Source organism: Vibrio sp. Hep-1b-8 (assembly GCF_006124995.1).
Taxonomy (GTDB): Bacteria; Pseudomonadota; Gammaproteobacteria; order Enterobacterales; family Vibrionaceae; genus Vibrio.
The window spans coordinates 30,573-43,685 of sequence record NZ_QEWN01000015.1 but is presented as its reverse complement, the minus strand read 5'-3'; the positions used below and the strand labels follow the sequence as shown (position 1 = coordinate 43,685).

Below are 13,113 nucleotides of genomic sequence, written 5' to 3'. Positions count from 1 at the left end.
ATTCTAAATAAAATCAAGCATTTTCAATGATCAGGGGTATAATATATCTTTAATTTATCGAGTTAGTCTCGCACGTTCATTGCAATATGGTACAACAGGTTCAGCAACTCCCGACGCAAAAATCGTTCGTATTAGCTTAGATGACGAATCGTCCGGCGCTGGAATTAACCTGAACAATAAACTCGATACTCATAGGACATACAATCGGACGTCAGCTACGTCAAATGCTTACGACACAGAATGGGTAACTGACGCTATCGCTGAAGATTATCGATTCACATTTAATGCTTCGAATAGCAAAGCGCAGGTATTAAAAACATTCCCCAGATCCAACATCAACTCACAATATGAAGTAAGAGAAGTATCTGGTTTCGAACTGGGGATATCCGGCAACTTAGAAAACGCTAAGAGAAAACTAGAAGCTAAAGCGAGTTATAATCAGAGCCGTTGGCTAACCTTTAACACGTCCGATTATCGTGTTGAACGTAACACCAATGGGCCAAGAAACATAACTTTCAAGTGGAACCGAGAGCAATTTCGGACCGCAGCCTCTTTGATGAACAAACGAACCGATACAGTGTTTGTATGGGATAGATATCCTGTTGATCTCAACCGTATAAGCCCGATTTCGTACTCAGGTTTTGTCCCAAAAATGGATGTTATCTATAAAGCCAATGCAAACGAGACAGGAACCACACGCTTTACAATTGAGTCTTCGGTCAACATGCGTCCATTCTATCACGGGCGTTATTACCACTATTACTTCTTTGGTAATCACTTTTCCTACCATAGTTTTGAAGACACTCCACGCCGAAGAGTTGGTGTTAACACCAGCTTCACCGTCGATTGGACACACCCTGTATTTACGGGAGGTCGACCTGTCAATCTACAACTTGCGAGTTTTAATAACCGATGTATTCAAACGAGTAGCAACGGTACGCTAAGCACGCGCAATTGTCTTTCTAATAGTGCTCAACAATCATTTATCTATGATCAGTTTGGTCGCTACGTGAGCACAACCAACAAGAAATGTCTCGACGGAGAGTCACTGGGTAGATTGCAGCCCTGTGCGATGAAATTAAGCCAGCGCTGGGAGTGGTTAGAAAACAGTGACAACCTGAACAATGTCTTTTTTGACCAAAAGCTTGGACACGATAAAACCACAGGTAATCTCGGTTTATATAACTATGACGACTCACAAGTCAGTGTAAGGACGATGACTTCTTTTACCAACCTCTTTAACTAATATTTCGCCATATAAGTTACACTACAGACAAAAAGATCCCCCCTGACTCTAATGTCAGGGGGGATCTTTTCCTCTATAAGCAATGACTCTACTTGTTATCGCCACAAAAAAACAAACATTTAGATCACAAATGTTTAATGAATACAATCGGATCCAACTTATCTCACATAACCACAGCTAAATCCTCTCTAGAATAGTTTTACGATAACAACAATCAGCTTTCCAAGGAGTGAAAGTATGAAATTGCAGTGGTCCCTTTTTGTCACCCTCTTTTTGCTACCTTTTTCAACATTTGCTGCTTCCTCGAACACACAAGTTTTACCATTAACCCAATCCACCATTGGTTATGCATCGCTCATCATCTTCGCTATCGCCTATACCTTGGTGATGCTAGAGGAGTACCTGCAGCTAAGGAAATCAAAACCTGTATTACTTGCCGCAGGCTTAATCTGGGCAATGATTGGTTACGTCTATTCCCAATACGATCAGGTTGAAGTTGCTAAGGCTGCGTTGGAACATAACCTGCTTGAGTATGCGGAGTTATTGCTGTTTTTGTTAGTTGCGATGACCTACATCAGCGCAATGGAAGAGAGGCGGCTGTTCGATGCACTTCAGGCTTGGATGGTCGGCAAAGGATTTAACTTTAAATCACTCTTTTGGCTAACCGGTATTCTCGCCTTCTTTATTTCACCGATCGCCGATAACCTGACCACCGCACTGCTAATGTGCGCAGTCGTAATGAAAGTTGCAGGCGATAATACCAAATTCATTAATCTAGCCTGTATCAACATCGTTATCGCAGCCAATGCCGGAGGTGCCTTCAGTCCATTTGGTGATATCACCACTCTAATGGTTTGGCAGGCAGGGCACGTCTCGTTTGGAGAGTTCATGCCCTTGTTTGTACCCTCCGTCATCAACTACCTTGTGCCAGCGTTGATTATGTCGTTCTTCATTCCTAAGACTTGCCCAGATGTCGTCCACCAACATGTCGAGCTAAAACGAGGAGCTAGGCGCATCGTCTTTTTGTTTATTCTTACCATAGCAACAGCGGTTGCTTTTCATGCTGTCCTGCACTTTCCGCCCGTGATCGGTATGATGATGGGGCTCGCCTATCTGCAATTTTTCGGATTCTTCTTGCGCAAAACCCTTAAAGCTTCTCTACATAAAAAAGCAGCGCGGGCAATAGAAAATCGAGATGATCATGCGTTAAAACGTTTAGGATCAGTGGTGCCTTTTGATGTGTTCCGACGCGTCTCTCATGCAGAATGGGACACGTTGTTATTTTTCTATGGCGTCGTGATGTGCGTTGGCGGCCTGAACCTTCTAGGCTATTTAGGTATGATCTCTGAAGTCATGTATACCCAATGGGATCCGGTGCTAGCGAACGTGATGGTCGGAATACTTTCTGCCATTGTCGATAATATCCCAGTGATGTTTGCGGTATTGACCATGGAGCCAGTCATGAGTATGGGCAACTGGTTATTGGTCACTCTTACTGCTGGTGTGGGAGGAAGCTTATTGTCGATAGGCTCAGCAGCAGGTGTAGCATTGATGGGAGCGGCGCATGGAAAATACACCTTCTTTGGTCACTTGAAATGGCTGCCAGTCATCGCGATGGGCTACGTGGCTAGTATTGCTGCCCATCTATTGCTAAATGGTGCTCTCTTTACTTAATCACTTCAGCGGGCAAAGGAGAGAAGTCTCTCTTTTGCCACGTACTGGCCAACTGGTATTTCGCGCACACGTTGCACGTCAGTAACTCGTTATCGCCGTGAATTCGCATTACGATGTCTTCACGCTTCTCCTTCGAGCTATTGCGCATCTGGATGGTCAGATAGTTATCTTTCACTTCAAACGTTTTTATCACATCCAGATGGTTCTCCTTGATAAAAGTCACTTGAGCGTCTTTAAATTCCAGCAGATCACTGTTGTACTGGTTTTCGAAGACCCCTTCAAACGAATACGTTTGCTTGTTGAGAATACGTTCAGTCTTCTCTTCTGAACACCCCATTAGGGCGACTGGCAATAAACCACACACCAACAACGCAGTGCTTTTTATCCGTGTTACCATTCCATTACTCCGATTGCTCTAACTGCAAAAGCTGCGCTTTGCGTTCTACGCCTCCTGCGTACCCTGTTAGCTTACCACTTTTTCCAATCACCCTGTGACACGGTACAATCACAGAAACAGGATTTTTACCATTCGCTAACCCTACGGCTCTAACAGCCTTGGGGTTACCAATCGCATTAGCAAGATCCTGATAGCTCCAGGTTTCTCCATATGGAATAGTGACTAGCGCCTTCCAAACTTGAGTCTGAAATACGGTGCCTTTGGCTGCAACAGGAAGATCAAAATTGGTGCGAGAGCCAGAGAAATACTCAGTCAATTGGACAACCGCTTGGCAAAGAATGGGGTTGTCTTCCGTGTAGATCCCCAAACTGTCTGGCTGAGTCGTTTGAGTTTCAAACCAAGCACCGACTAGCCCCTCTTGGTTCGCTTGCAGCGTCATGACACCTAATGGTGATTGAAATGTGGTGTAGTAGTTTGTCATGCGTGACTCCAACAATGAAAGGTTGCGTAGCTTCCCCAAGGAGAAACAGTATTCGTAGTGAGGTTGGGGAATGCCTTGAGTGCTTTTTTCACCACTAGGTCACTCTCCAAAAAACAGTTAGGTTCTGAAGCGCCTCGTAAACGCGCATAGTTCATCGTCCATGGTCCGATTCCCTTTAATTCAAGCCAGGACTCCGGTGGTGCATCAGGGTGACAGGTCATGTAGGCAGCAAATCTTGCCAGCGTATCCTTGCGGCTTTGAGGCATCCGCAAGAATGATAAATCTGCACCGTTCACTTCACTCGGAGTGGGGAAATGCGTGACGCCATCTGGCTGCAAAGTGGTTGCCAGCAAGTTCAATTGCCCAATGGCAGCTTTGATAGAGACCTGTTGACCAAGAATTGCCCTGACCCCCGCTTCCCAAGGACTCCAAACCCCAGGGATACGAATACCCGATTGCTTGATTAGCTTTGGCTCGATGTCATGTAAATGTTTCTCGATCAGTAACAAGTCACTGTCGAGATCGAACATTCGCCGAACCTGATTGACCAACGACCTCAGGCACGAAATATCATCGAGTTTAAACTGCAATCTTACAATGCCCGTTTTGGGGTTTGATACAGAAAACCAACCGGCTTGCCCTTCCAACTCGAAGCAACGTTGATAGTCGTCTGCCCCCACCCGTTCCAATCCGTCGATCGCTCTCAAACGATAGAAATCGAGCATGTGCTGCCAATCAAAGGGGCCTCGGTAAGCGAGATCGATATGATTCGTCTCTGCGCAAGCCACCAAATCCTTCTTTATCTGGGACGGTGTCAATTTCAGCTGCTGCTTAAACGCATCATTAAAACGACGAAGACTATTGAATCCACTCGCCAAAGCAACCTCTGTCACGGAGAGACGGCTGGTATGCAGCAACTGCTTGGCGAACATCAATTGATAACACAGCGCGTATTGCTTGGGGGACATACCAATATAGTGGCTGAACAACTTACGTAGATAGCGGTCTGAGATCCCGAGTCGCTCAGAGAGTTCGACTAAAGAAGCGTGTTGCAAAGCGCCTTGTTCAATTAACTTAACCGCACGCTGAAATGTCGCCTCGACGCCTTTCCATGCCCAAGAACTTGGCGCACTATCTGGGCGGCAGCGTAAACAAGGTCGATAACCCGCTTGCAATGCAAGGACCTTATCAAAAAAGTACTCGACGTTTTCTTCCTTGGGTAGATTTGCTGGGCAAATCGGTCGACAAAAGATTCCTGTGGTTTTCACTGCCACGTAAAAACACCCATCAAAACGGCTGTCTCTTGCCATTCTCGCGTTATGGCAATCTTTTTTTGTCAAAAATGTCATTCCCTGAGCCATCATTTTTCCGATACGCTTCAAACTGTTATTTAAATTCTAAATCGGATAACAATAAATACTAGCCATTTTCGGCACTCAATGAGATTGCGAAGCCATTTTCCTCATCTAAAGTTATAGATGAAACCTTAAAAAATAATAAGGAAGTTGGCTATGCATCTACACTCTTGCACTGTTGTGCTTAAAAGCGATCTCACTATGACATGCGATAATGTTGAACAAATCTTAGGCATTATTGACCAACACGGCCCCATCAATATCGACAAAATTTTAATTGATGCCTTCGATGGTCAGTCGATACGTCGCTATCATGAATTAACGATTGAGGAGTCAATTGAGAGCTTAATGAGCCTTTAAAAGCAGTAGTCGCAAGGTAGCGTTAGCAGCTATCTTGTCCAACATAGATACAATAAAGCCTCGCATTAGCGAGGCTTTGATTTAAAGCGAGTTATTCAGCGACGGAAAAATCTGCCATCTGCTGCAAGCTATATGCAGTGACTGGGTCAATCGTTTTCACCAACTCTTCCACTTGCTTAATCGCATCTACCGAACTGCTCGCTTTACGATAGCTGAGGTAGATAGGACGATACCAATCCTCAACTCCCTGAACTTTGAACAGCTGTCCACTCGCTAGGAAGGGCTCGACGAGAGAGATTGGTAAGTAAGCACTTCCACCTTTTTCAAGGATGAATTCCAAAGCAATTCTGGCTGTAGATGTACGTAAGTAAGGCGCTGCGATTCTAGCGTGACGCTCCGCGTGCTCAGAGGCAAACTTCGTCCCCCAGTCAACATAGACATACTTATCTTCAAATACCGTATCTAACGCATCTTGCTTAGTCGAGACCAGCACAAGCACGACATCGGCGACTTTTTTACAGTGAAGTTCATCTGCTTTAATTTGATCAAAGGCGAAAGCCATATCGAGGGTGCGTTCTTGCAATTGACGAGTTAATGCTTCGCGGCCCAAGATCTCAGCCATAAAGCCATAACCTTCAAATTCATCGGTCACTAGGCTGAGACAGTTCTGAAGATAGGCATCCCACACATTGGCAGTACCACCTAAAGTTAATTGCAGGGCTTTGCCACTTTCCAACGAAAGTTCCAGTTTAGCCTGTTGTAAGGTACTCACCATGACTTCGGCATAACCGATGAGTCGTTCACCAGAAGAGGTCAACTTGATGTTGTTTCGATCTCGAATAAATAGCTGGGTGTCAAAGTAGCTTTCAAGTTGTTTAATGCGGGCACTAACAGCCGCTTGGGTGATGTACAGATTCTCTGCCGCTTTGCCAAAATGTCTGACTTGAGCCAGTTCTAAAAACGTTCTAAAGACTTTTACGTCCATTGGTTTTCCTCTACCGACAATCTTGCAATGTTAGCAAGTTCGATGAATTCTTATAATCTTCAGGTCACTAAAGTGTTATCTAAATTTAATAAAACTATTCAATAGTAATGATAAAAAGGTTTTGTTTTTCTTTTGTTAATTTTACGCCTAACTTTCGCTCTAGGTCACCCATTTAGGATCAATTAGAGGCTAACAAAATGTCTGACACCGAATTTCGTCATGGCAAAAAACGTTTTTACGACAATACTAAGTTCCCACGAGGATTCGCTAAGTCTGGCGATTTTACGCTTGCTGAGGAAGAAATTCTAACGCTTTATGGCGACACTATGCTTGGCTTAGAGTCTGGTGATTTAACGCCTGAAAACGCCGAAGAGAAACATTTTGTCAAAGTATTAGTCCATCCAGGCAAAGCGAAATCAAAACTTGAGCGTGTATGGCTTAAATATGTTCAGTTAGCTCGTGGCCGCAAGCGTTTCCATACTCTAAATGGTCGCAATAAACCTGAAGCAGGCGCTGATGACTACTCAGAAGACGCAAGCTTAGTAGAAGAAGATTAAGCACCAAATTAAAAGCCCTGAGCGCAATACGTTCAGGGCTTTGTCTATTTAGCGAGCATCGCCACTTTCTTAAGAAAGCTGTCACGCAGATGTTCTTGGTCATAGTCGAGGTGGTAGGTGTTGTGAAAACCAACTTTTAACTCGACGCCATTCCCCCGCATATAGACGTTATAGCCATCATAGTCGGAGAATGCCTCCACCCCTTCATATATTTTACCGTGCTCAGTTGGCGTTCCATTCGCCATAACGGTTTCATATGCCATAAGAATTTTGCTCGGATCAAGTTCGTTTTTCATCCCCAACCTCCTTTATTTCACACTGAAAGTATGAGCAGAAATGGCCTATTTAGCCAATCCGAACCTTGAGCCGTATCAAAATCTAGACGTTTTTGTCTTCTCTAACCAATTCCGCCAAGGTCGCTAATCGTTGCTGGCTATTTTTGACATATGGGTTATCAGTATCCCAAGCATATCCAACCAAGATTGAGCTAATCATCTCTTTAATACGCGGGTTTGGGCGCTGATAGAAGATCACATCTTGTAGGGTGCCGTTATACCAACCTTCTACGTAGGTTCTGAAGGTGTTAACGCCAACCATCAAAGGGGCAGCATACTCTTTTTGCCAATCCACTGCCTGTCCACTGAGCTGACGAACAATACAATCTGCCGCAAAGTGTGCCGATTTCATGGCAATGGTCACGCCAGAAGAGAACACTGGGTCAAGAAATTCGCCCGCGTTACCAAGCAAAGCGTAGTGCGATATCGCAAGATGTTTAACGTTGGCTGAATAACCACCGAGTTCGCCAGCAGGGTTAGGATACTCAGCATTCGTCAACAAGCGAGCCAAACCCGGCTCCTCACTAGCCAGCTGTTCAATTGCCTCTATCTTGTCTTGTGGGTACTTGTCGAAGAACTCAGGCTCACCAACAATACCAAATGAGCACACACCATTAGAAAAAGGAATTAGCCAGTACCAAACATCATGATTATCAGGATGGACAGAGATCAGAATCTTATTGCGGTCATACTCCATATCTTCAACGTCGATGTTGTCAACGATATGAGTGAAAATCGCTTTACGTGGTGGAAGACACGATGGCTCTTCAAGATCGAGCATTCTTGGTAGAACACGTCCAAAGCCACTGGCATCGAGCACATAGTCGGCTTCTATCTGATAGGGATTACCTTGATGATCCGTGACCGTAAGCAGCGAGCGCTGGTCAATGAACTCGAGTGCCGTCAGTTCATGTTTGTAACGAATTTCGACACCTTGTTGATTCTGGAAGAGTATGAACATGCTAAGGCTCGCGGCGCTAAAATCTACGCTGAAATCATTGGCTTTGCCAGCAACTGTGATGCAGCCCATGTCACCCAACCACAGATGGAAACCATGCAAATCTGTATGGAGATGGCATTAGAAAATGCAGGCATCAAAGCGGAGCAGATCGACTATGTCTCGGCACACGGAACCGCCACTGATCGTGGTGATATCGCAGAGAGTAACGCAACAGCCAACGCACTGGGCAAGGTACCCATCAGTTCTCTAAAGAGTTATTTTGGTCATACTCTTGGGGCCTGTGGTGCGATTGAGGCGTGGTTAAGCCTAGAGATGATGCACACTGGTTGGTTCAGCCCAACATTGAACTTAGACTCTCTTGACGAGCAGTGTGGCAACCTTGATTACATCACTGGCAATGGTCGAGAGTTAGAGGTCGAATATCTGATGAGTAACAACTTCGCCTTTGGTGGCATCAACACTTCAATCATCTTTAAGAAGATCTAAGTTAACTCTCCGTGATAAAAAGATTTTTTCTTAGGTTGTCGTTCTACTCAATTAAAGCCCTCAATGAGGGCTTTAATATCAATGTGAACAAAAAACAACCAACTTTAGCAAAATATCTCTTTACAACCGTGTGGAATAAGGTAAGATTTATTCGCTCTGCAATTCAGAGTTATTAGTGAAACTGCAAGTCAAAAGTAAATCCTTAGAATTCCTGCGTTACCGGCGTTATCCTCTGTGTTTCCCTTAGCTTCATTGTTACATTAAATAGTTCAAATTTTCAGCGCATAAACGAAGATTAATTCAATTTATATAAGGGACAGATTATGTCTAACAAAACTACTGGTATCGTTAAATGGTTCAACGAAGAGAAAGGCTTCGGTTTCATCACTCCTGAAAACGGCGGCGCTGACGTATTCGTACACTTCCGCGCAATCGCTTCTGAAGGTTTCAAAACTCTGAAAGAAGGTCAACACGTATCTTTCGAAGTTGAACAAGGTCAAAAAGGCCCACAAGCTGCTAACGTTGTAGCTGCTTAATTTTAGATTGACCTTAGCGTCATCTATTTAAGATTTAAAAAAACCAGCCCTAGTGGCTGGTTTTTTATTTGTCGGTATTTTGCTCTACCACATCAAATCATCTGGCACGACAAAATCAGCGTATGGATCATCTTCTGCTGGAAGGTCTTCAGCTGGCGCATTCTGCTCAATGATCGCACTCTCATCACGCAATGCAATTTTCTTGGCGACACTGCTAGGAATCACAACGTAAGACTCTTCACTACGCGCAATCGACAAGATCCCTTTTGCCAGTTGATCACGAACTAAAGACTCAACATAAACAGATTTTACTAACGTGCCATCGGTAAAGTTGTACTTGATGTCACCGTCTTTAAGATCGATTTTATTCATCTCGATCAGCTGTTTAATTTGCGCCTGAATTTCTTTGCTCAAGCGTTGCTCTTTCTGTTCATTGCTCAGCGCTTTATCACGTTCTTGTTGCTGACGTTTATTCTCTTCAACCGCAGCTTTGACTTCACGTGCTTGAACACGCGATTTTTTAGAACCTTTCTTTGCTTTTTTAAGCTTTTTCTCGTTCACCAAGCCCGCTTTTAGCATTTGCTCTTGGAGTGTTAATTTTGCCATGTTTCATCCAACACTATTCAATTTGTGCCCATTTTAGCGGTTCAACCTAGCCAAATAAAGGTTAGTCTTGTGATTGAATTTCACTAAGTCCAGATAAAGGCTCTAATATAACTCACAGAGTTCATATCCAATCGTGGCGACAAAATTGTTTTGTTAGACTCAAGCTAATATTTATCCGTTAATGCGCTCGACACGACGGCTTTTAACCCTATCCAGCCCCGTATCAGGTATGATTTCAGGCCATTCTGAATCATGTTTTTTTATCTCTGTCTTTGTGAGATTTGATGTGGAAAACATTTCCAAACTTGACCGTGTTCGCGCTGATTACAATGTTCACTACTGGAGCCAAGGCTTCTATGGTATCGACAATCAGGGTGAGGTGTATGTATCACCTCGCAGCGATAACGCGCACCAAATTCCATTGAGTAACATCGTTTTGCAGCTAGAGCAAAAGCAACTCAACCTGCCAGTACTAGTTCGATTCCCACAGATTTTGCACCAACGCGTGCATGGTATTTGCCAAGCGTTTAACCAAGCGATTGAAGAAAACCAATACCAAAATAACTATTTGTTGGTTTATCCAATTAAGGTTAACCAGCAAAAAGAAGTTGTTGACGAAATCCTGGAAAGTCAGGCTCAGTTGGAAACAAAACAACTTGGTCTTGAAGCTGGCAGTAAGCCTGAATTGCTCGCTGTACTCGCACTGGCGCAAAAAGCCAGCTCAGTGATCGTATGTAACGGTTACAAAGACAGAGAGTACATCCGCCTTGCCCTGATCGGCGAGAAACTGGGTCACAAAGTATTTATCGTACTAGAGAAGCTTTCTGAGCTTGATTTGGTACTAAAAGAAGCTGAAAGTTTAGGCGTTAAACCGCGCCTAGGTCTCCGCATCCGACTCGCTTCACAAGGAGCGGGCAAATGGCAATCAAGCGGTGGCGAAAAATCGAAGTTCGGCTTAGCCGCTTCTCAAGTATTGACCGTTATCGAACGCCTAAAACAGGAAGATCAGCTAGATGCAATGCAACTGGTACACTTCCACCTTGGCTCGCAAATGGCCAACATTCGCGATATCCGCAATGGCGTTAATGAGTCTGCTCGCTTTTACTGCGAACTGCGTGCTATGGGGGCTGGCATCAAATACTTCGACATTGGTGGTGGTCTAGCGATTGATTACGATGGCACTCGCAGCCAATCGTCAAACTCGATGAACTATGGTCTGATCGAGTATGCTCGCAACATCGTGAGCACAGTAGGCGACGTATGTCAGCAGTATGAACTGCCAGTTCCTGTTATTATTTCTGAGTCAGGTCGTTCTTTAACTGCTCATCATGCGGTATTGATCACGAACGTTATTGGTACGGAAGCGTATCATCCAGAGCATGTGGTTGCACCCGATGCACAAGACCCAACTTTGCTACAAAATATGTGGCGTAGCTGGGAAAACCTCCAAGATGGCAGCGATGCACGAGCTCTGATCGAGATCTATAACGATACTCAAAGTGACTTAGCAGAAGTGCATTCTCAGTTTGCGACTGGTGTACTGAATCTTCAGCAACGTGCATGGGCAGAGCAGCTTTCGCTTCGAATTTACTTCGAACTAAGCCGCCAAATGAGCAATAAAAACCGCTTCCATCGCCCAATTCTGGACGAGCTGAACGAACGACTAGCGGATAAGTTCTTTGTCAACTTCTCGCTGTTCCAGTCTCTACCGGATGCTTGGGGTATCGATCAAGTCTTCCCTATTCTGCCTCTATCAGGTTTGGAAAATGTGGAAGACCGTCGCGCGGTCATGTTGGACATCACCTGTGACTCAGATGGTGCAATTGAACAGTACGTTGAAGGTCAAGGCATCGAAACTACCTTGCCAGTGCCCGCTTGGAACAAAGACAAACCATACTTAATGGGCTTTTTCCTCGTTGGCGCGTACCAAGAGATCCTTGGTGATATGCACAACCTATTTGGTGATACTCACAGCGCGGTTGTCACGGTTGACGACACGGGCAACACGGTCATTGAGCGTATAGACGTGGGTGATACCGTTGAGGACATGATGCGTTACGTTCATATCGACGTCGATAAGATTCGTCACCACTATCGTGAACTGGTTGCCGAGCGCGTAGAAGCGAGCGAGCAGAAAACCGTTCTAGAAGAATTAGAAGGTGGCCTAGCGGGTTACACCTATTTAGAGGATTTTTAAATGAATGATTTGTTCACTAAGACTGATTATTCACTCTACTCAAACTCGATGAGTTTTATGCGCAAGCCGTACCTGCGCAACCCTGTTTCAGCCGACGCCGATTTGGTGGTATTCGGTGTGCCGCTAGATATGGCGACATCAGGTAGACCAGGTGCACGTATGGGGCCGGATGCGATTCGTCGCGCGTCAGTCAATCTGGCTTGGGAAGGCAAAAAGTTCCCATGGAACTTCAACGTCTTCGACCGTGCGAAAGTTATCGATGCGGGCGACTTAGTGTTTGATTGTGGCGATGCTGAAGACTTCACTTACCGTTTAGAAGCGGCAACCAGTGAAATCCTAAAAAGCGGCAAGACCATGTTAGCTTTGGGTGGCGATCACTTCATCACTTTGCCGATTTTACGCGCTTACGCGAAACATCACGGTGAGATGGCTCTGATCCACTTTGACGCACATACCGATACTTATGCTAACGGCAGCAGCTATGATCACGGCACCATGTTCTATCATGCGCCAAACGAAGGGCTGATTTCACCGAAGCATTCGGTTCAGATCGGTATCCGTACTGAATACAAACAAGATGGTCACGGCTTCAACGTTATCAATGCGATGGAAGCGAACGACCTGAGCGCAGAGGACATCGTAGCACGTGTTCGTGACATCATTGGTGATAAGCCTGTGTATGTAACGTTTGATATCGACTGTCTCGATCCAGCCTTCGCTCCGGGTACAGGAACACCCGTTTGTGGCGGTCTGAACTCAGATAAAGTGTTGAAAATTCTACGTGGTTTAGCTGGCATCAACGTTGTTGGCATGGACGTAGTGGAAGTCTCTCCACCTTATGACCAAAGTGACCTTACAGCGCTTGCAGGAGCAACCATTGCTCTTGAACTGATGTACGTATGGGCTTCTAATCGCGAAAGCGAATAATCTTAAAGCT

The 13,113-nt window shown here is 44.9% G+C and carries 12 protein-coding genes and 3 pseudogenes; 8 read left to right on the top strand and 7 right to left on the bottom strand.

The genetic code is table 11. The features are described 5' to 3' along the window. Positions 1-40: 40 nt before the first annotated feature. Together DA100_RS04925 and nhaD are read left to right on the top strand one after the other, a co-directional pair. Positions 41-1,246: pseudogene (locus DA100_RS04925) on the top strand (leukocidin family pore-forming toxin); the annotation flags it as partial. A 237-nt stretch (positions 1,247-1,483) separates the two neighbouring features. Continuing rightward, entirely contained in the window at positions 1,484-2,920 is a 1,437-nt protein-coding gene (gene nhaD, locus DA100_RS04920; protein WP_138971160.1) for a sodium:proton antiporter NhaD, read from the top strand. Here the strand turns inward: nhaD and DA100_RS04915 are convergent. Genes DA100_RS04915 through DA100_RS04905 form a run of 3 tightly spaced genes read right to left on the bottom strand, consistent with a single transcriptional unit; the run spans position 2,913 to position 5,147 of the window. Then, positions 2,913-3,317, bottom strand: coding sequence for a hypothetical protein (locus DA100_RS04915; RefSeq protein ID WP_138971159.1), 405 nt, complete (start codon positions 3,315-3,317; stop codon positions 2,913-2,915). The two genes, nhaD and DA100_RS04915, sit on opposite strands and share 8 nt — an antisense overlap. Positions 3,318-3,321: 4 nt before the next feature. Further along, complete coding sequence (locus tag DA100_RS04910; protein WP_138971158.1) at positions 3,322-3,798, bottom strand: methylated-DNA--[protein]-cysteine S-methyltransferase; 477 nt, start codon at positions 3,796-3,798, stop codon at positions 3,322-3,324. Then, positions 3,795-5,147 carry an AlkA N-terminal domain-containing protein gene (locus tag DA100_RS04905; protein ID WP_240800880.1) on the bottom strand — a complete coding sequence of 451 codons (1,353 nt, stop codon included), beginning with the start codon at positions 5,145-5,147 and terminating at the stop codon, positions 3,795-3,797. The genes DA100_RS04910 and DA100_RS04905 overlap by 4 nt, the downstream gene beginning before the upstream one ends. A 162-nt stretch (positions 5,148-5,309) precedes the next feature. Here DA100_RS04905 and DA100_RS04900 point away from each other — a divergent pair, with 162 nt between their 5' ends. Further along, complete coding sequence (locus tag DA100_RS04900; RefSeq protein ID WP_138971157.1) at positions 5,310-5,513, top strand: hypothetical protein; 204 nt, start codon at positions 5,310-5,312, stop codon at positions 5,511-5,513. Positions 5,514-5,604: 91 nt separating this feature from the next. Here DA100_RS04900 and DA100_RS04895 read toward each other — a convergent pair whose 3' ends face one another. Next, complete coding sequence (locus DA100_RS04895) at positions 5,605-6,498, bottom strand: LysR family transcriptional regulator (protein WP_138971156.1); 894 nt, start codon at positions 6,496-6,498, stop codon at positions 5,605-5,607. A 197-nt stretch (positions 6,499-6,695) separates the two neighbouring features. On the opposite strand from DA100_RS04895, the gene DA100_RS04890 reads away from it, so the two are divergent. Continuing rightward, a complete protein-coding gene (locus DA100_RS04890; protein WP_138971155.1) occupies positions 6,696-7,055 on the top strand; it encodes a DUF413 domain-containing protein in 360 nt (119 codons plus the stop codon). A gap of 44 nt (positions 7,056-7,099) precedes the next feature. On the opposite strand, the gene DA100_RS04885 is transcribed toward DA100_RS04890, so the two are convergent. Continuing rightward, positions 7,100-7,351, bottom strand: coding sequence for a DUF3081 domain-containing protein (locus tag DA100_RS04885; RefSeq protein ID WP_138971154.1), 252 nt, complete (start codon positions 7,349-7,351; stop codon positions 7,100-7,102). 82 nt (positions 7,352-7,433) lie between these two features. Then, a pseudogene (locus DA100_RS04880) lies at positions 7,434-8,330 on the bottom strand (FAD-dependent oxidoreductase); the annotation flags it as partial. Between DA100_RS04880 and DA100_RS04875 the strand changes: the two are divergent. Beyond that, a pseudogene (locus DA100_RS04875) lies at positions 8,328-8,837 on the top strand (beta-ketoacyl-ACP synthase); the annotation flags it as partial. The pseudogenes DA100_RS04880 and DA100_RS04875 sit on opposite strands and share 3 nt — an antisense overlap. Before the next feature lie 323 nt (positions 8,838-9,160). Beyond that, positions 9,161-9,373, top strand: coding sequence for a cold-shock protein (locus DA100_RS04870; RefSeq protein WP_138971153.1), 213 nt, complete (start codon positions 9,161-9,163; stop codon positions 9,371-9,373). 84 nt (positions 9,374-9,457) lie between these two features. Here DA100_RS04870 and DA100_RS04865 read toward each other — a convergent pair whose 3' ends face one another. Next, positions 9,458-9,979, bottom strand: a complete 522-nt coding sequence (locus DA100_RS04865) for a DUF2058 domain-containing protein (protein WP_138971152.1) — start codon at positions 9,977-9,979, stop codon at positions 9,458-9,460. A 229-nt stretch (positions 9,980-10,208) separates the two neighbouring features. On the opposite strand from DA100_RS04865, the gene speA reads away from it, so the two are divergent. Both speA and speB read left to right on the top strand, forming a co-directional pair. Further along, complete coding sequence (speA, locus tag DA100_RS04860; protein ID WP_138971151.1) at positions 10,209-12,176, top strand: arginine decarboxylase; 1,968 nt, start codon at positions 10,209-10,211, stop codon at positions 12,174-12,176. Further along, positions 12,177-13,103, top strand: a complete 927-nt coding sequence (gene speB, locus DA100_RS04855; RefSeq protein WP_138971150.1) for an agmatinase — start codon at positions 12,177-12,179, stop codon at positions 13,101-13,103. Positions 13,104-13,113: the final 10 nt, after the last annotated feature.

What these genes read in the sequence shown, in the direction of transcription:
- nhaD (WP_138971160.1), top strand. Translation starts at nt 1,484, where the DNA reads ATGAAATTGCAGTGGTCCCTTTTTGTCACCCTCTTTTTGCTACCTTTT.
- DA100_RS04905 (WP_240800880.1), bottom strand. Translation starts at nt 5,147, where the DNA reads ATGACATTTTTGACAAAAAAAGATTGCCATAACGCGAGAATGGCAAGA.
- DA100_RS04900 (WP_138971157.1), top strand. Translation starts at nt 5,310, where the DNA reads ATGCATCTACACTCTTGCACTGTTGTGCTTAAAAGCGATCTCACTATG.
- DA100_RS04915 (WP_138971159.1), bottom strand. Translation starts at nt 3,317, where the DNA reads ATGGTAACACGGATAAAAAGCACTGCGTTGTTGGTGTGTGGTTTATTG.
- speA (WP_138971151.1), top strand. Translation starts at nt 10,209, where the DNA reads ATGATTTCAGGCCATTCTGAATCATGTTTTTTTATCTCTGTCTTTGTG.
- speB (WP_138971150.1), top strand. Translation starts at nt 12,177, where the DNA reads ATGAATGATTTGTTCACTAAGACTGATTATTCACTCTACTCAAACTCG.
- DA100_RS04890 (WP_138971155.1), top strand. Translation starts at nt 6,696, where the DNA reads ATGTCTGACACCGAATTTCGTCATGGCAAAAAACGTTTTTACGACAAT.
- DA100_RS04865 (WP_138971152.1), bottom strand. Translation starts at nt 9,979, where the DNA reads ATGGCAAAATTAACACTCCAAGAGCAAATGCTAAAAGCGGGCTTGGTG.
- DA100_RS04910 (WP_138971158.1), bottom strand. Translation starts at nt 3,798, where the DNA reads ATGACAAACTACTACACCACATTTCAATCACCATTAGGTGTCATGACG.
- DA100_RS04885 (WP_138971154.1), bottom strand. Translation starts at nt 7,351, where the DNA reads ATGAAAAACGAACTTGATCCGAGCAAAATTCTTATGGCATATGAAACC.
- DA100_RS04870 (WP_138971153.1), top strand. Translation starts at nt 9,161, where the DNA reads ATGTCTAACAAAACTACTGGTATCGTTAAATGGTTCAACGAAGAGAAA.
- DA100_RS04895 (WP_138971156.1), bottom strand. Translation starts at nt 6,498, where the DNA reads ATGGACGTAAAAGTCTTTAGAACGTTTTTAGAACTGGCTCAAGTCAGA.